The following is a 17,908-nucleotide window of genomic DNA, read 5'->3' on the forward strand; positions in this document are numbered from 1 at the left end:
ATCAGCCACTGTAAGCCGTCAGTTGTTTTTGAGAATATCCTGCCTTGATAACCCTTCTTTGGGGGCCGCATTCAGCTCCTGCCGGAAGTCTTTCTTTTTTAGATCACCGTTTTTAACGGACTTGATAAAGCTCGCCCAGGCAAACGGGTTCAGGAACGGAATGGTCGTCATTTGCGAACGGCCCGTCATGGATTCGCGGCCGAACCATTGCTGATTGAGGTAATACCGGTAGTTGGCGGCCGCACTCATGGGTGTCAGGGCGGCTAAACGCTGCATGGATTCGGCGCTAGTGTTGCGGGCCAGATTCGCCCGCTCTCTCTCGTCGGGAAGTTTCATATTGACAAACGCCTGTTTGAAAAGCTCCTCCGTCGGGTACGGATACACCTTGACTTCCGTCAGCATCTGCACATCTTCCTGCATGGCGACCACCGCCGAATAGGACGTTTCGGTCAACCGGCGCGGAATGATGTGGTATTGTTTCTTAAACCCGACATAACTGAACACCACGCTATCGCCGGGTAAAACCGGAATGGCGAAATACCCGATCGTATTGGACAACACCCCGCGTCCAGCTCTCGGAATTGAAATATAAGCTTCCGGCAGCGGTTCTGAGGTTTTCCCGGCGGTGATAATCCCGGTAAACATGATCAGTTTCTCCTGTCCCTGCGCCTGAGCAGTTCGATTAACCGCCAGCAGCAATCCCAAAGCCAGGGCCAGCACCGTTACGATTTTTATCAATGCATTCATCATCTCTTCCCTTAAAAACGCCCGACTCAACAGGGTATTGTTTCAGTCCGGCTGTCCGTAAATCCCGCCGTTGGGGCGGTTTCGCCCAGTCAGGCGAATAATTTTAAAAACGTTATAATAAACGGAGCGGCCAGCAACAAACCGTCGAAACGGTCCAGAAAACCGCCATGCCCCGGTATGGTCGATCCGGAATCCTTGATGGCAATACTCCGCTTGAAAAGCGATTCGACCAGATCGCCATAGGTGCCGGTTACGACGATGATCGCGCCCACACAATACCATTCCCAGGGCCGCAGATCATCTACAAAAATAGTCAGAAAAAAGGCAATCAGCGACGCGGCCAGCGCCCCACCGACGGCTCCTTCCCAGGATTTTTTGGGCGAAACCCGTTCAAATAATTTCCGCCGGCCAAATTTGGTCCCGGCAAAATAGGCCCCGATATCACTCGCCCAAAGCAGGACCAGACAACCCAACATCAAACCGGGGTGATAGGTCCCTCCCCGTAACGCCAGCACATTTAACAGCGCAAACGGCACGGCGACATAAATCAGTCCTAAAAAGGTAAACCCGATATTCGTAAAAGGTTTTAAATCTCTTTTTTTGTACAGCTTGATTAAAAAAATCATGGACGCTGCCGGACAGATCAGAAAATAACTATCGTAATCAACAAGCTGCTTTTCAATCAGATACGTCAGCAAACAAATTAAACAACCGACAGCCGTACCGTAATAGGTCAGCGGTTGGTTCCCATCCAGACCGAGCAGCTTATAAAACTCCAGCTGGGTCAGCGCGCTGATGATGCAAAATAATAAGGCAAAGGTCCAGTCACTATACCAGATTCCAAATAAGATAATGAAGACACCAAACACCGCCGTAATCACGCGCTGTTGCAGGTTCGTCATTCGATCTAAACGTTCTTTCATGCAGGAAGGCTACTACCAATCACGGTCGTTAATCCGGCGAAAATAACAAAATACGAACATGACATTCATAAGTTGACTTCACTTTCCGTTTATTTTTAACTTTATTTACGGTTCATAATTAATAGAGTTCTATTTGTCAGCGATCTACTCACCTTCCCTGACCCGTATGCTGTTCATGCTGGTCGGTCTGTTTTTCCATTTTATTGGAACCTGCCAGCAACCGGAGAACGACCTCCGGTCACTTCGCTGGGGAATGAGCCGCAAGGAGGTTCAGGCCACCGAACAGTCTTCGCCCTACCAAACCACCGATTCGACACTTTTGTACCGCCAGCGCTGGTTTTATAACTTCCCGGCTTCCGTGAAATTTGCGTTTGTGAAAGACCAGCTGGCCGGAGCCCTTTATATTTTCACCGACCGGCACATCCGCGCCCAGCAGCATTGGGATGACTACCAGAGCCTGGTCAAACTCTTGTCGGAGCGGTATGGCCCGCCATCCGGCGATTACTGGACCTGGAACGTGCCGCTGTACAAAGAGCGCCCCGATCACTACGGTGATGCCGTTCTGCTGAGTCACCTGAGCCGGTCGAGCGTCTGGGAAACCGCCCGCACGGTGATCACGCTGGAAATGTCCGGCAAACCGTTGGAAGGCATTTACACGGTTATTTCGTACGCAAAAAAGCCCGGTGAGAAAAAATAACGCCGACGTACCTGACCCGGTTTTCACCGCTCAGTATTCCAGATCTGCCGAAATTAAATGAATTTTGGCCAGCGCTGCGTCTTCGGCCTGGACGTATACTTCACAGTTTCCTAAAAGATAATTGCTATCTTTTTTGTTAACGACGACCGCATTGATTTTGTGTTCGGCTAACAGCGATTTGGCCAGTTCGGCGCGGTGGATGGCAGGCGTCACCAGGACTTTCTCCCACTGATCAGACATACGGCTGGGACGGTAATTGATTCGATTTTCGGAAAAAGGTTAAAAAACCTATCGTTAAAAGTAAGGAAATTACCGCGCCGGTCCAAGGAACCGATTCCGTATTTTCGATATCGACCGTAATCAGTTTCCGGTGATACAGCCACACCATCAAAACCGTAAAACCGTTGTTGACGGCGTGCGCCAGAATGGGCACCCACAAGTTACCGGACCACACATAGAGATACCCAAACAGCGCCCCGAGCAACGCTCTCGGAACAAAACCGTAGAACTGGACGTGAATCGCACTAAAAATCAACGCCGATACCCAGATGGCGACGTGTACGCTGCCCGTCCATTGCGTCAGTTTCCGTTGCAAAAGCCCCCGGAACAGAACCTCCTCCCCGATCCCCGGAATAAGTCCGATGACCAGCAGGGCAATCAGCAAATCAAGGGGTGAGGTAAACGTGGTCAGGAAGGTCGTTAAACCGCTCATTTGCTCCTCCTTCGCTTTCATCCATTCTTCCAGGTCCCGGAGGGAGTCGGGCAAAGTAAGCTGCTGATTCCATTCAATAATCAGTCCATTGACTGGCATGAACGTAATGGTCAGCAGTGCCACCAGCCCCACCGAACGAACCATGGTCAGCGGGCGGCTGTTGAAATCGGACCAGCCCCGGTGCTCGACCCAGCGGAGGTATAATATACTGGGTATCAAAAACGTACACAAATGACTTACCGCCTGAATCAGCATCAGCAGATACCAGCTACCCGGATAACCGGCCGGATTGGTCAGGATGTCGGTGATATTGCCCATATCGCGACTCCCGCCCACCCCCAGCCAGCCAGCCACGAATAAACCGGCCAGCAAACCGCCCAGGGACATGCCCAATAACACAAACCCCAACAGGACCAGCAGGCTACGAAAAGGATGCAACGAATTCGCCGGGGGCGATGTAGAGCGGAAGTCTTCCATAATTGATGTAAATTTACGCCCAAACCGGGCGATTAAAAAACCGCGCTGTTTTTTTCGGCACAAAAACCGGGAGACTTTCAAAACCGGGCGGCTTCCGAACATCTTTGGAAATCGTATTGTTAGCGATATATGGTTAAAATTGGAACAATTGAACTGGGCGATTTCCCGCTATTGCTGGCGCCAATGGAGGATGTGAGTGATCCGCCGTTTCGGGCGGTTTGCAAAGCCAACGGGGCGGATTTGATGTATACCGAATTTATTTCGTCGGAAGGACTCATTCGCGACGCGGCCAAAAGCGTCCAGAAATTGGATATTTTTGAGTATGAACGCCCGATTGGCATTCAACTGTTTGGTTCGGATATCGAAACGATGCGGTCCTGCGCTGAAATTGCCACCCGCGTGAATCCGGATTTGATCGATATCAACTACGGTTGTCCAGTGAAAAATGTGGCCTGTCGGGGTGCCGGGGCGGCTTTGTTGCAGGATATTCCGAAAATGGTGAAAATGACAGAAGCTGTCGTGAAAGCCACCCATTTGCCCGTGACGGTCAAAACCCGGCTGGGTTGGGACGAAAGCACCAAAAATATTCTGGAAGTAGCCGAGCGTTTGCAGGACATCGGCATTCAGGCGCTAACGGTTCACGGACGGACGCGGGTGCAGATGTACAAAGGCGAGGCCGACTGGACACTCATCGGTCGGGTGAAAGAAAATCCGCGCATCCGGATTCCTATTTTTGGCAACGGGGATATCGAAAGTCCCGAAAAAGCGCTGGAATATAAAAACCGCTTCGGAGTCGATGGCATCATGATTGGCCGTGCCAGCATCGGCTATCCCTGGATTTTTAACGAAATCAAGCATTTTTTACGCACGGGCGAATACCTGGCGGCTCCGACGCTTGCCGATCGGGTGGCAGTCTGCCAGCAGCACCTGGAGTTCTCCATTCGCTGGAAAGGCGAAAAAACCGGTATTTTTGAAATGCGTCGGCACTATACCAATTATTTTAAAGGGCTGGAGAACTTTAAACCGTTCCGGTTACGCCTGGTTCAGGCGGATACCTTTCCCGAAATCGCCGGCATTCTCAACGAAATTACGGAAGTCTACGAAGAAGCCCTACTCTAGTGGGTACCGTTTAAAGAATGTACGCCCTTTTCAACAACCAGGAGCGGTTGGGTTTGCGGCTTTTCCGCCCCGTCCTGGATCTCCTGGAGTTTTGAGTATTTAATAACCGGATAAACCGCTGACAATAAAGCCCATACAAAACCGGGATACCCATCCAGAAAACCGCCTTTCAGAACGTAAATTTTAGCAAACGTAAATAAAAACCGTACCCCCTGGAGGGCAACCGTGGCCTTTTTGTGCCGCTGGGCCATTTCCTCCGCACTCAGGGTGGTGTACTGATTCATTTTCAGAACATAATCGTGCAGCGATCCGTAGCTGTAGTGAACCAGAATGCCCGAAAGGTGTCCGACGGCTCCTTCCACCCGCACGGATTCGTGAACCGGCACGAGCGTCATCCCCCCCTGCCGCCGGTCGAACAACCGCAAAACCGGTTGCCGGTTTTGGCCACTATGGCGCAGCACCCGCCCCAGAAAGATGAGGTTGCGGGGTAGTGTATAGCCGGAGCAGTCCGGCAAACCGTTGGAAAAGAGGGTTACGATTTCGTCGGCCAGCGGCTCCGTTACCAGTTCGTCGGCATCGAGGATCAGCACCCACGGGTTGTGCGCCTGGTCGATGGCAAACTGCTTCTGCGCCCCAAATCCGGTAAACTTCCGGTCGAAAATCCGGCAGTCGAACCGCTCAGCAATCGCCACGGTCTGGTCGGCGCTCCCCGAATCGACTATGACAATCTCATCCGCCCAGTCCACCACCGATTCCAGCACCTGTTTCAGCGTTCGCTCGGCATTCAGCGTAATCATCACAACGGAAACCGGTATTTTTACAGGTTGTTTCATAGGGTCTGGAAAGAGTGAGTGGATTGAAAACGAGCGCCTAAGGGCCGGGCGATGACTGGCAGCCCCTGCCAATACCGCAGGCTTTCACGTCCGGGGGCACCCCGTAAGATGAACCAGGCCAGGTGCGCAAAATGCCGGCTGGTGAATGCCTTGCGGCCCACTTTCAGGGTGTAAAACAGTTGGAGTAAAAGCAGTTTAAAGCCATTCTCGTTCTTCCGGAAATAGTAAAACAGCGAGATGTAATATTCCTTTTCGGTCTGGAGACTTCGCCGGGTGCTGCCACCGCCCAGGTGCCGAAACCGCACATCCGGGACCAGCATGGCTTTCCAGCCACGTTCCCGCAGCCGCCGACACAGGTCTTCTTCTTCACAATACAGAAAAAAAGCCGGATCAAAACCGCCCACCTGCCAAAAAGCCGTCGCCCGCACAAAAAGAGCGCTGCCGGTCACCACCGGCACCTCAACCGGTTCCGAATAGGGTTGCCAGCGGGGGCGGTAATCCGTGGGGTTAAACCACCGTTTCAAGCCGTGGCCCAGCCATTTTCCGCTCAGGGTCGGGTAGTAATTGAAAGAGGGTTCGTGCTGGCCATCCCGGTTTACGGCCTGCCCCGTACAAACGCCCACGGAACGATTATCTTCCATAAACGCCACTAACCGACTGCCCACATCGTCGAGCAGGACACAATCGTTGTTCAGGAAAAAGTAATAGTCCGAGGCCGGATCGGCGACCTGTAACCCGAGCATGTTGCCTCCGGCAAAACCGAGGTTTACCTGGCTCCGGACCACATTCAAACACGGCAGTTCGGTTAAAATCAGCAGGCGCTCAAAATCATCCGGCCGCGAACCGTTATCCACTACCACCACCTCGTAATCGATCCGCTGGGTTTGTTTTCGAATGGATTCCACACAGTCCAGCGTAAAACCGCTGGAGTTATAATTCAGAATAATAATCGACAGTTTCATACCTAATCGATAGCAGGTGACGTGTGGAGTAAGGCAATCTATTTCAAGGCATTAAATGATGGAACGCTAACTACCAAGACAGGAATCGAACCAGTACCGTTGCACGTAAGTACGTGAATTCTCACCCCAGCGTTGCGTGGAAGAGCAGAAACCGAATCGGGTAGCCGGAAAGGCCCACCCGGAACGTCGAATCACCCGTAAAAACCGTTACACAAGCGGTTAAAAAACCGGCCACGTAAACGGGTTCGTTGGGTGCTCCAGAGTTACCTGGCAACTTTTTAGTAACCGGCAGAACCAACTTTTGTTTATTTATGGTTTTTGTGTCATGGCGAAACCATTTACCGAAAATTCCATCCCAACGTCCGATCCGGTTTCGACTACGCCGTCGAAGCGGCTGCTTCAGGCCTGGTTGTTGCTCATTCTGGTTGCCCTGATCTGGGGTACTTCCTTCATTCTCATTAAACACAGCCTGACGTCTTTCACGGCGATGCAGGTCGGCACCGGCCGGATTTTTCTGGCCTTCGTGTTTTTCCTGCCCTATTTGTTGCTGAGCTGGAAACAACTGCCCCGCCGTCGCTGGTTACCGTTGCTGGGGTCGGGCCTGCTTGGCTACCTGATTCCGGCGGTATTGTTTGCCACGGCCGGGCAGCACCTGAACAGTTCGCTGGCCGGCACATTAAACGCCCTCAGTCCGTTGTTTACCTTTCTGATCGGCCTTGTGCTGTTCGGCCGAAAAGCCCGGGTTCTCCAGGTCGGCGGCATTCTGCTCGGCTTCTTCGGATCGGTTTTTCTCGTTTTTTTCAGCGCAACCGGTTCCTTCGAATTCAACGGCTACGCCTTTCTGGTGGTTCTGGCCACGCTTTGCTACGGTTTCAACATCAACATTGTTGCCCGGTATCTCTCCGACCTCCCCGCCCTGTTATCCACCGCATCGACCTTTGCGCTGGTCGGCCCCATTGCGCTACTTGGCCTGATTCCCGGCGACTTACCGGCCCGCATCACCGCCCCCGGTTCGACGCCCGCCCTGTTGATGCTCCTTACGCTCGGCATGATCGGTTCCGGTTTTGCCACCATTCTGTTCAATCGGATTATTCAGCTAACCTCCGGTGTTTTTGCCTCCACCGTAACCTACCTGATTCCGGTTGTAGCCGTGCTCTGGGGGCTGTTCGACGGGGAGCCGCTGCACTGGCCGCAGGTAGCCGGTATGGGAATTTGTCTGCTGGGTGTATATTTGATCAACAAAAAATAACAACACCCAAATCCCGTCTTCATGTTTCGTGCTTCCGTCAACGATCAGGAATCGTTTGAAATCGACTTTTCCGGCGATCAGCCGGTTTTAAACGGCCAGCCACTGGCGTGGGATCTGGTTCGGCTCAACGACCGGATGTTTCATATCCTGCACCAGAACCGGTCGTATACCGCCGAAATTCTGGCGCTGGATGCTGCGGAAAAAACCGCAATCCTCAAAATCAACCAGACTATTCACCGCGTGGCCTTGAAAGATCGGTTCGATCTGCTGCTGGAACAAATGGGGATGAGTGCGGCCAGCCGAACCCGGGTCAATGACATCAAAGCGCCCATGCCCGGTTTAATCCTGAGTCTCAGCGTTCAGGCAGGTGATACGGTCCAAAAAGGCGATACGGTTTTAATTCTGGAAGCGATGAAAATGGAAAATGTCATCAAATCCCCCGCCGACGGCACGATCAAAACCGTTCGGATCAGCCGCGGTCAGACCGTCGAAAAGAACCAGGTGCTGGTCGAATTCATGTAAAAAAAGGCTAGAAGGACAGTTTTGAAGTAGCGGACGCACGCTAGCCTGGCCGGGCTTTTTAACGCATACCCCTTAATTCTTAACGCTTCATTCCCAACTCTTCATTCTTAACTCCGCACTTTTACTATATTTGTCGCCAAACTTTCCTTCATGACTCAACTAAAATATAAACGCATTCTGCTTAAGCTAAGCGGAGAAGCTTTAAGCGGAGAAAAAGGGTACGGTATCGATCCGACGATTTTAGAGCAGTATAGTCTGGAAATCAAGCAGGTCGTCGAAATGGGTGTCGAGGTTGCCATCGTCATCGGCGGAGGCAACATTTTCCGGGGCATCCAGGGCGAACGCAGCGGTATGGACCGCGTTCAGGGGGATTACATGGGCATGCTGGCCACGGTGATCAACGCGATGGCCATCCAAAGTTCCCTCGAACAGCACGGTTTATACACGCGGGTGATGTCGGCCATTAAAATGGAGCAGGTTTGCGAACCGTACGTCCGCCGTCGGGCCGTTCGTCATCTGGAAAAAGGCCGGGTGGTGATTTTCGGCGCCGGAACCGGGAACCCTTATTTCACGACCGACACCACAGCCAGCCTGCGCGCCATCGAGGTGGAAGCCGATGTGGTGCTGAAAGGCACCAAAGTCGATGGTGTTTATACCGCCGATCCGTTCAAGGATAAAACCGCTACCCGGTATACCACCATTTCCTTTCAGGACGTTTACGAAAAGAAATTGAACGTGATGGACCTGACGGCCTTTACCTTATGCAAGGAAAATAACCTCCCGATCATCGTTTTCGACATGAATCGGCCCAATAACCTGGTCCGACTGGTCGAAGGCGAAGACATCGGGACGCTGATCGCAGGATAATTTTTATTAACGATGAATGATAAACGATGAAGCAGGGCGATGGGGCGACGATCGACCCTCGTTCCTGATTCATCCTTTATTTAACGACTATGGAAGAAATTGAGCTATACCTGGAGGACGCCCGGGATACGATGGAAAAGGCGTTAAAACACCTCAACATTGAACTATCGAAGATCCGGGCCGGGAAAGCCTCAGCCGGCATGCTGGACGGGCTTCAGGTGGAATACTACGGGATGAATTCGCCCATCAACAACGTGGCTTCGATCACGACACCCGACGCCCGGACTATCGCCATCAAGCCCTTTGAAAAGAAAATGATCGGTGAAATCGAGAAGGCCATCCGCAACAGCAACCTGGGCCTGTCACCGACGAATGATGGCGAAAACATCCGGTTGAACATTCCGCCCCTGACCGAAGAACGCCGTCGGGAACTGGTGAAAAAGGTGAAACAGGAAATCGAGGTGGCAAAAGTCAACGTGCGCAACATCCGCAAAGATACCAACGACGGCATCCGGAAGCTGACCAAAGAAGGTGTTTCGGAAGACGAAGTGAAAAAAGGGGAAGAGCGTGTTCAGAAATTAACGGACGGTTTTGTGGCTAAAATCGACAGCATTTTTGCCGCGAAGGAACAGGATATTATGGCGGTTTAAACGCCGGTATCCCGCCAAACGGCCCCGCTTTACAGCCGAAAATTGCCGCCCGATGGTCCAATCAGGCGGCAATTTTCATGCTATTAGAACCGGCACTTACCCGTTCGGCTCCCAGCTTTTTGGTATTCGCGGATGTTGCGCACGTTGACTTTGGCCAGCACGCTCCTGGATTCCTCCTATTACAGAATCCATCAGAATGTAAAGCCGCCATTCAAACCAACCATCGAGCTGATTCCGGCGGTTTTGAAATTCGTTAAACCGGCACGAACTCCGAGATTGATTCGGTCAAAAACCACAATTTCGTATTCAACGGCGACGTTTCCGCCGATATTGACTTCATCAATCTTCCGGTTTTCGATTGTCACTGTAGTGCCTTCATACCGGGCACTTCGGACAACATCATCTTCCCGATACCAGACCGAAGGCCCGATCCCCAGCCGTAACGCGTGCTGCGGATTCCGGACAAAATCAAACGAGGCCATGACATCCGTGGTGATGCGTTTACGGGGGCGACCTTCAAATACGAACTGACTGGGTAACAGTTGGCTATTCGACACTTTGAGGTATCCCAAACTAGCTTCCAATACAATCCTATCATTTCCAAGGTGACGAGCATAGCGAACCAGATACCGATTACCTCCGCTGTCGGGTGCATCCAGACTCAGGTAGTCAACACCCACACGGATGGCGTTTTTGTAATCGATTTTCTGTGCCAGCGCAGCCGAAACACCCATCACCCAAAACCCAAGTATTGCCCAAAACCGTTTCATCGTTTCTAACAATATGCAACCCGACAGGCCGTGTTAGCTTTCATACCCCGTTTTACCACCCCGGATTCTGGGTCAGGTTCGGGTTCAGTTGGCGTTCCTTGGCCGGAATCGGGAACAGGTAATGCTTCTTTTCGTCAAACGGGCGACCTTTGGACGTAAGTTCCATGTACGCTTTTTTCCACCGCACCAGATCCCGCCAGCGGTGGCCTTCCAGCCCCAACTCAACCACCCGCTCGTGCATAAGCCAGTCCATGAAGCCGGTTTTTGACAAACCGGTGGGCAGGGGGTCCAGTCCGGCCCGCGCCCGGACCCGGTTAACGGCCGCATAGGCATCGGCCGTTGGCCCCTGCGCCGAATTGATGGCTTCGGCGTACATGAGCAACACATCCGCAAACCGCAGCAACCGGATGTTTACGTCCGAACCGGTCGTCCAGTCGAACTCGTTTCCGGCATCTTTCTGATACTTCCGCACGGCATAATCGACCGGCAGAATGTCGGACCAGGCCTTGTATTCGAGGATTTTGTAGTACTCCAGCCCGTCAAACCGGCTGCCCTGTGGTCCAAAAACCGACGCCAGCAAACGCTCGTCACCGGGCTCAAACTGCTTGACGTACCATTCCGACGGAATCACGTTGTTGTAGGCCCGGCCCCGGACGCCCATTTCAAGGGGACGCAAACCGCCCGTGCCGCATTCGTCACAAGACGCCCCGGGATTGACCGTGGTCGAAAACTGGACTTCAAACAGCGATTCGCGGTTATTTTCGTTGGTATTCGTGTGGTTATCCCGGTAATTCGCTACCAGATCGTAGACGTTCGAGTCGATGATCTCCTTGAAGAGTTTGGCCGAAGCCGTATAATCAGCCTGGCTGTTGGTCAGGTTGGCTCGATACAAAAGCGCTTTGGCCCGAAATCCCTTGGCAGCCCCGTGCGTTACCCGGCCAATGTCATCGTCTCCGTACGAAACCGGCAGCCGTTTTTCGGCTTCTTCAAAGTCTTTCAGGATGGCTGCATATACACTCGCGACCGGGCTGCGCGCGGGCTGTTTCTCCGCCGGATTACTTACGTCCACCACTTTCAGGATCAGCGGCACATCGCCGAAATTCGTCACCAGAATGAAGTAATACATCGCCCGCAGGAAATACGCTTCTCCCAGCAAACGGCTCTTTTTGGCTTCATTCATCGGGACACCCGGAATACGGGTGATCGCGAGATTGGCCCGGTAAACGCCCTGGTAACAGCCCGACCAGAGAAAGTTAAACACCTCATTCGATGCATCGGCTTCGGCCTCCCGCATGGCAATCAGACTCGGGCTGGTCGAAACCGTTGCGTCCGTCTCGTCCGACATCAGTTCCTGCGTCAGGTGAATAATCTGTGAATACAGGTCCGGCGATGCCAGCGTCGCGTAGGCTGCGTTGACCGCTTTGAGCGCGTCCTCTTCGGTTTTATAGTAATTATCCGTCGTCAGTTCATTGACGTTCTGCGCATCCAGTGCTTTTTCGCTACACCCCATCACCAGGGCCCCCACGAGCAGAAAGGGAAGTATCTTTTTCATACGTGAATTGTATTCGGTATGCGGTTTTCGGCAGCTGATCGGGAACGGTCTACCGAAATTCCGACCAGTCTCCGAAAACGGTTTTAAAAATAAAGCTGAATGCCCCCCAGAAACATCCGCGACTGGGGCTGCTGCGCCAGGTCAATGCCTTCGGTCAGGGCCTGGTTGGTGGCCAACTCCGGGTCGAAACCGGAATACCGGGTCCTCGTAAACAGATTTTGCCCTCCGACATAAATCCGCAACCGGCTTGCCCCAAAACCCGACGTCAGCGATTCGGGCAACGTATACCCGATTTGCAGGGATTTCAGACGGAAATAACCGCCCTCTTCCACAAAACGGTCGGAGGCCCGAAAGTTTCGCGTACCGGAGGCATCGACGCGCGGTTCGGTCGTCGACGGTTTTTCGCGCGTCCAGCGATTCAGGACCTGCGTTCCGGCGTTATACCGACCGAGATACCCGTACAACCAGTACGCATTCGCGTTGTACAACTGGTAGCCCGAAGCGCCCTGCAACAAAGCCGACACATCAAACCCCATCACGCTGACGGAAGCCGAAAAACCGTAGTAAAACGTCGGAACGGGACTCCCCAGAAAGGTTTTATCGGCATCGGTAATTTTACCGTCCTTATTCAGGTCCGCGTACCGAATATCACCCGGTTCCGTCCCCGTCAGGCTGGGATTATTGACGATTTCGGACCGGTTCTGGAAAATACCCACGCGTTGAAAACCGTAGTAACTTCCCACAGGCTGCCCCACCGCCGTAGCCGTTACGGCTTCGTCATGCACCTTATCGCCAAAAATCGGCCCCGGCCGGGCACCGAGCGAGACGACCTTGTTTTTCTGCCAGCTCGCAAAACCGCTGAGACTATAGGAAATCCATTCGTGGCGTTGTTCCGCCGTCAGACTCAGATCGATCCCGGAATTATCAACCACCCCGGCGTTGGTATAGGGAGCCGCAGCGCCCACCGACGCGGGCAACGGAACTTCCACGAGCAAATCCGTCGTCCGCTTCCGGAAATAGTCAGCCCGAAGCCTGACGACATCTTCCAACGCACTGATGTCCAGACCCACATTGCTCATCGTCGTGGTTTCCCAACGAACGCCCGGGTTCGGCAGCGTACTCGGAAAAGCCCCTACCCCAAGAAATGAGTTGGTCGGGCCGAAGGGATAATTGTAGTTTTGGGCAATCAGGGACGCATACTGAAAATCGCCCACATTATCGTTTCCGGTTTTGCCCCAGCTCGCCCGTAGTTTGACCGTATTCAGGTACGGCACGGACTCCATGAACGACTCCTTGTTCAGATACCAGGCCGCCCCCACTGACGGAAAAGCCCCGAACCGGTGCCCCGGCCCAAACCGCGACGATCCATCGCGCCGGATGGTGGCAGTCAGCCAATATTTCTTGTCATAGTCATACGACAACTGGCCCAGCAGGCTAACAATCCGGTAAAAACCGTACTGGCCGCCAAGCCGGCGGTTTCGGGAAGACTCCCCCGCCGTAAGCGACAAAATCCCATTGCCGGGCAAATCGTCGGCAAAGGCCATGATATCGTCGTTCCGGTAAGTCTGTCGGCTCCCCGCCAGCAAAACCGTCAGGGAATGCGCATCGAACGAACGGTTGTAACTCAACTGGTGGTGCAGCAGAGTGTTGTAGGCGGTTTGCTTGGCCCGGGCGAGCGACGCCGTGAGATTAATGTTGTATTCACCCATGTTATAGGCAGGCAGGGAATACACGCGGTCGAAATTCCGCAGATCGAACCCCAGCGTGGCCCGGTAGGTCAGACCATCGAAAACCGTCCATTCGCCGAACACATCTCCGATCAGGTTCAAGGAACTTCGCCGGTCGTTACCCAGAATTGCCATTCCAATCGGGTTAAGCGCGTCGTTACCGGCATCGAGGTAGGTGGTTCCGTTATAGCCGCCGATCAGGCGCGGATTGGTAATCGTTAGATACGGAGCACTTTTCAGGGCCTGTTCGATCGGGCTGCGGCCACTGCTTCCCTCATTGGCGTGTTGAACGGTCTGGCCGACCGTCATATTCTGGCCAATTTTCAGATTGTCCAACAAATCAAACTCCGTATTCAGCCGCAGGGACAGCCGCTCAAAATCAGAGGCTAGAATCACCCCGTCCTGCTTGAAATAATCAGCCGCTACCAGATACCGGGCCGCTTCGGTTCCGCCCGAAACCGACAGATAGGCACTCCGAACGGGGGCCGGACGCAGCAAGGCCCCCAACCAGTCGGTACTGGTCTTCAGAAGCGTATCGAGCGAGGACTGATTTGTCAGCTTGAACGCCGGAATCAGCCCACCGTTCGAACGGCTGTCGTTGATAAAATCGATGTATTGCCGGGTGTTGAGCAACTGCGGACGCTGGGTAACACGCTGGACGCCCGTATAAAAATCGGCCGAAACCCGTGGGCCACCCGTCCTGCCTTTTTTTGTTGTGATGAGCAGCACACCATTGGCACCCCGCATGCCGTACAGGCCCGTTGCGGTGGCGTCTTTCAGCACTTCAACGGTTTCAATGGCATTCGGTGCGAGCCAGTTCAGGTTATCCGTTTGTCCGACAATCAGCCCATCCACCACCACCAACGGACTGGAATCGCCCAACCGGCCGGGGCCGTGAATCTGCCCGAAAGCCGCCCCGCCGGGTTCGCCGGAGTTCGACCGAACCAGTAAACCCGCGACCTGTCCCTGCAGGGCCTGCATGGTATTTGCGGTACTGATCCGGTTCAGGCGCTTACTGGAAACGGTGTCGGTTGCACTGGTGTGCTGAAAGGCGGTTAGGCGGCCCGACCGGAGCGAAAGCGAATCATCGGATGGCGGCAAGATGGCCGCAACAAGGGGGATTTGAGTGGTTAATAAAACAGCTAAATGGGTGGTAATAAACCGGTTTGTTATTTTCAATAACGTTGCGTAACACCGAAAAGGCGGTGACTCTATCATACCTGAAACGGGTTAGAGGAAGAACTTCCCGAAAAAGAACTACCCGAACTGTAACAAGAATAATACCAATCAAAAGCAAATAACCGGTTTAATCTCTGTTACCAGAAGATTAAACCGGTTATTTACACGTATGGACTTTAGTCCGTGCGGGTTACCATTTTGCCATGACCCGATTTTTTATGGACAGGCCCGGGCTTTCGCTGACGAACCAGTGTCTGTTATTTCTTTACAAACTCCCGGTGGTAAGCCGCTTTGTAGAGTTCTTCTTCCGGCAGACTCTTGAAATATTCGTACGTAATCCGCAGCCCTTCTTCCCGCGACACTTTCGGCTCCCAGCCCAGAATTTCCTGCGCCCGGGTGATGTCCGGTTTGCGTTGCTTTGGATCGTCGGTCGGCAATGGTTTCAGAATCAGCTTCTGCTTCGTACCCGTCAGCTTGATAATCTCTTCCCCAAATTCCTTGATCGTGATTTCGCCGGGATTCCCGATGTTGACCGGATACGGATAATCACTCAGCAGCAGGCGATAAATGCCCTCAATCAGGTCATCGACGTAGCAGAATGAGCGCGTCTGGCTCCCGTCGCCAAAAACCGTGAGGTCTTCTCCGCGCAGCGCCTGCCCGATGAAAGCCGGCAAAACCCGTCCGTCATTGAGTCGCATCCGGGGGCCGTAAGTGTTGAAAATCCGGACAATCCGGGTTTCCAGGCCGTGGTAGGTGTGGTAGGCCATCGTCATGGCCTCCTGGAACCGCTTGGCTTCGTCGTATACACCGCGGGGGCCAACCGGGTTGACATTTCCCCAGTAATCTTCATTCTGCGGGTGCACCGTCGGGTCACCGTATACTTCCGACGTCGAGGCAATCAGCACCCGGGCCTTTTTGACCCGCGCCAGACCCAGGCAGTTGTGAATACCCAGCGACCCCACTTTCAGCGTTTGAATGGGGATTTTGAGGTAATCGATCGGACTGGCGGGCGACGCAAAATGGAGAATGTAATCCAGTTCACCCGGCACGTGAATGAATTTCGATACGTCGTGGTGGTAGAACTCGAAATTGGGGAGATGGAACAGGTGTTCGATGTTGCGGATATCGCCCGTAATGAGGTTATCCATCGCAATGACATGATAGCCTTCCTTAATGAAGCGATCGCAAAGGTGTGACCCCAGAAAACCGGCTCCGCCCGTGATGAGTACGCGTTTCATAGATAAATGATCAGTCTTTCGTTCCTTGTTTATACGTAAAAACGCCCATGGCGGGTATAAACCCTGAACGGCAAACTGATGGTCTGATTTGTTTTTGGTTAACTGATTGATTTAGGCCTGTTGGGCGACTTCCGGCGTAACGGTTTCGCGGCCAATGCTGTAATAGGTATATCCCACTTCTTTCATCTGATCGAGTTCGTAAACGTTCCGACCGTCAAAAATCAGTTTATTTTTCAGCAACAGATTCATTTTGTTGAAGTCCGGCGTCCGGAACAGCGGCCACTCGGTCATGATCACCAGCGCATCGGCGTCGTCCAGAGCCGCATAGGAGGTGTGGGCGTACGTAATCTGGTTGCCCAACACATTCCGGACGTTGTCCATCGCTTCGGGATCATACACCGTCACCCTGGCTCCTTCATTCAGCAACGCTCTGATGTTCTCCAGCGCCGGGGCTTCCCGGATATCGTCCGTATACGGTTTGAACGCCAGGCCCCAGACCGCAATGATTTTCCCTTTCAGATCCCCGTCGAAATGGGCTTTGATCATGGGCAGCAGTTTGCCTTTCTGTCGGGCGTTCACGTCCATGACCGACTTCAGAATCTTGAAATCGTACTCATATTCCTGCGCAGTTTTCGCCAGCGCCTGCACATCCTTCGGGAAACAGCTTCCGCCGTAGCCGATGCCGGCGAACAAAAACCGCTTGCCAATCCGGCTGTCGGTTCCAATCCCCCGCCGAATGTCGTCGACATTGGCCCCGGCTTTTTCGCACAGGTTCGCGATCTCGTTCATGAACGAAATTTTGACGGCCAGGAAAGCGTTGGCGGCATATTTAGTCATTTCAGCCGAACGTTCATCCATGAAAATTACCGGGTTGCCCTGCCGAACCAGCGGAGCATACAGCTTGTTCATGACGGCCTTGGCCTTCTCCGATTTTGTCCCGATCACCACGCGGTCGGGTTTCATGAAATCGTCAACGGCAACGCCTTCCCGCAGGAATTCGGGGTTCGAAACCACGTCGAAGTCGATTTTCGCACCCCGCGAAATATGCACCCACACTTTTTCGGCGGTGCCAACCGGCACCGTACTCTTGTCGACGATGACGGCGTATTGTTTCAGCAACGGCCCCAGGTCGTCGGCTACTTTCAAAATATACTTCAAGTCGGCCGAGCCGTCTTCGCCCGGAGGAGTCGGCAGGGCCAGAAAAATAACTTCCGCACCCTCAATCCCTTCGGCCAGGTTGGTCGTAAATTTCAGACGGCCTTCGGCGGTATTGCGGTTGAACAAGACGTCCAGACCCGGTTCATAAATCGGAATAATGCCGTTGTTGAGCTTTTCAACTTTTCGCTCGTCGATATCAACGCAGGTAACCTGGTTTCCGGTTTCGGCAAAACACGTCCCCGTCACAAGTCCGACGTATCCGGTTCCAATAACGGCTAATTTCATAGCAGTAAGATAGATTTATTTGAGAAGATGGTTGGTTGGAAGGCAACTGATTTGTACTTTTTATATACGTTGCTTGCAGCCAACAAAAATAGTTTTTTTTACCTAATTCTGACTCTTTCTTGCTGAATTTGTGAGTGACAGGTCCTGTTCGTCCGGAAAGCGAGCGGCCCAACGCAGAACCAACACCCCGTAAGTCCCGTAAAATAAATTGCTCCAAACCGGATTCCCCCATTTGGACGAT

Annotated in this window: 18 protein-coding genes; 6 read left to right on the top strand and 12 right to left on the bottom strand. The window is 53.1% G+C overall.

From position 1 onward, the window contains the following. Window positions 1-18: 18 nt before the first annotated feature. Window positions 19-750, bottom strand: a complete 732-nt coding sequence (locus ACFPMF_RS06990) for a carboxypeptidase-like regulatory domain-containing protein (RefSeq protein ID WP_379842583.1) — start codon at window positions 748-750, stop codon at window positions 19-21. 86 nt (window positions 751-836) lie between these two features. Further along, complete coding sequence (locus tag ACFPMF_RS06995; protein ID WP_379842586.1) at window positions 837-1,670, bottom strand: phosphatidate cytidylyltransferase; 834 nt, start codon at window positions 1,668-1,670, stop codon at window positions 837-839. Between the two features lie 166 nt (window positions 1,671-1,836). On the opposite strand from ACFPMF_RS06995, the gene ACFPMF_RS07000 reads away from it, so the two are divergent. Then, window positions 1,837-2,367: a hypothetical protein gene (locus ACFPMF_RS07000; protein WP_379842588.1), complete on the top strand. Its 531-nt coding sequence runs from the start codon at window positions 1,837-1,839 to the stop codon at window positions 2,365-2,367. 30 nt (window positions 2,368-2,397) lie between these two features. On the opposite strand, the gene ACFPMF_RS07005 is transcribed toward ACFPMF_RS07000, so the two are convergent. Together ACFPMF_RS07005 and ACFPMF_RS07010 are read right to left on the bottom strand one after the other, a co-directional pair. Beyond that, complete coding sequence (locus tag ACFPMF_RS07005; RefSeq protein WP_379842591.1) at window positions 2,398-2,607, bottom strand: DUF2007 domain-containing protein; 210 nt, start codon at window positions 2,605-2,607, stop codon at window positions 2,398-2,400. Continuing rightward, window positions 2,600-3,556: a CPBP family intramembrane glutamic endopeptidase gene (locus tag ACFPMF_RS07010; RefSeq protein ID WP_379842594.1), complete on the bottom strand. Its 957-nt coding sequence runs from the start codon at window positions 3,554-3,556 to the stop codon at window positions 2,600-2,602. Before ACFPMF_RS07010 ends, ACFPMF_RS07005 begins: the two co-directional genes overlap by 8 nt. Window positions 3,557-3,685: 129 nt before the next feature. Here ACFPMF_RS07010 and dusB point away from each other — a divergent pair, with 129 nt between their 5' ends. Beyond that, a complete protein-coding gene (gene dusB, locus ACFPMF_RS07015) occupies window positions 3,686-4,675 on the top strand; it encodes a tRNA dihydrouridine synthase DusB (RefSeq protein ID WP_379842597.1) in 990 nt (329 codons plus the stop codon). Here the strand turns inward: dusB and ACFPMF_RS07020 are convergent. From ACFPMF_RS07020 to ACFPMF_RS07030, 3 genes are all read right to left on the bottom strand, one after another. Beyond that, complete coding sequence (locus tag ACFPMF_RS07020) at window positions 4,672-5,508, bottom strand: glycosyltransferase family 2 protein (protein ID WP_379842599.1); 837 nt, start codon at window positions 5,506-5,508, stop codon at window positions 4,672-4,674. The two genes, dusB and ACFPMF_RS07020, sit on opposite strands and share 4 nt — an antisense overlap. Next, window positions 5,505-6,470, bottom strand: coding sequence for a glycosyltransferase family 2 protein (locus ACFPMF_RS07025; protein ID WP_379842601.1), 966 nt, complete (start codon window positions 6,468-6,470; stop codon window positions 5,505-5,507). Before ACFPMF_RS07025 ends, ACFPMF_RS07020 begins: the two co-directional genes overlap by 4 nt. Before the next feature lie 121 nt (window positions 6,471-6,591). Further along, a complete protein-coding gene (locus tag ACFPMF_RS07030; protein ID WP_379842604.1) occupies window positions 6,592-6,744 on the bottom strand; it encodes a hypothetical protein in 153 nt (50 codons plus the stop codon). 51 nt (window positions 6,745-6,795) lie between these two features. Here ACFPMF_RS07030 and ACFPMF_RS07035 point away from each other — a divergent pair, with 51 nt between their 5' ends. From ACFPMF_RS07035 to frr, 4 genes are all read left to right on the top strand, one after another. Continuing rightward, complete coding sequence (locus ACFPMF_RS07035; protein ID WP_379842606.1) at window positions 6,796-7,719, top strand: DMT family transporter; 924 nt, start codon at window positions 6,796-6,798, stop codon at window positions 7,717-7,719. A 21-nt stretch (window positions 7,720-7,740) separates the two neighbouring features. After that, on the top strand, window positions 7,741-8,241 hold the full coding sequence (locus tag ACFPMF_RS07040; protein ID WP_379842608.1) for an acyl-CoA carboxylase biotin carboxyl carrier protein subunit: 501 nt from the start codon (window positions 7,741-7,743) through the stop codon (window positions 8,239-8,241). A gap of 150 nt (window positions 8,242-8,391) precedes the next feature. After that, complete coding sequence (gene pyrH, locus ACFPMF_RS07045; RefSeq protein ID WP_379842611.1) at window positions 8,392-9,108, top strand: UMP kinase; 717 nt, start codon at window positions 8,392-8,394, stop codon at window positions 9,106-9,108. 89 nt (window positions 9,109-9,197) lie between these two features. Then, window positions 9,198-9,758, top strand: a complete 561-nt coding sequence (gene frr, locus ACFPMF_RS07050; RefSeq protein ID WP_379842614.1) for a ribosome recycling factor — start codon at window positions 9,198-9,200, stop codon at window positions 9,756-9,758. A gap of 191 nt (window positions 9,759-9,949) precedes the next feature. Here the strand turns inward: frr and ACFPMF_RS07055 are convergent, their stop codons facing one another. The 5 genes from ACFPMF_RS07055 to ACFPMF_RS07075 form a co-directional block, all read right to left on the bottom strand. Next, a complete protein-coding gene (locus ACFPMF_RS07055; RefSeq protein ID WP_379842617.1) occupies window positions 9,950-10,528 on the bottom strand; it encodes a hypothetical protein in 579 nt (192 codons plus the stop codon). Between the two features lie 52 nt (window positions 10,529-10,580). Further along, window positions 10,581-12,080: a RagB/SusD family nutrient uptake outer membrane protein gene (locus ACFPMF_RS07060; RefSeq protein ID WP_379842620.1), complete on the bottom strand. Its 1,500-nt coding sequence runs from the start codon at window positions 12,078-12,080 to the stop codon at window positions 10,581-10,583. A gap of 83 nt (window positions 12,081-12,163) precedes the next feature. After that, complete coding sequence (locus ACFPMF_RS07065) at window positions 12,164-14,908, bottom strand: SusC/RagA family TonB-linked outer membrane protein (protein WP_379842623.1); 2,745 nt, start codon at window positions 14,906-14,908, stop codon at window positions 12,164-12,166. Window positions 14,909-15,243: 335 nt separating this feature from the next. Beyond that, complete coding sequence (locus ACFPMF_RS07070) at window positions 15,244-16,224, bottom strand: UDP-glucuronic acid decarboxylase family protein (RefSeq protein ID WP_379842626.1); 981 nt, start codon at window positions 16,222-16,224, stop codon at window positions 15,244-15,246. A gap of 111 nt (window positions 16,225-16,335) precedes the next feature. Continuing rightward, entirely contained in the window at window positions 16,336-17,667 is a 1,332-nt protein-coding gene (locus ACFPMF_RS07075; RefSeq protein ID WP_379842628.1) for a UDP-glucose dehydrogenase family protein, read from the bottom strand. Between the last annotated feature and the right edge of the window lie 241 nt (window positions 17,668-17,908).

Origin of the sequence: Larkinella bovis (assembly GCF_042655385.1) — a bacterium.
Classification (GTDB): Bacteria; Bacteroidota; Bacteroidia; order Cytophagales; family Spirosomataceae; genus Larkinella; species Larkinella bovis.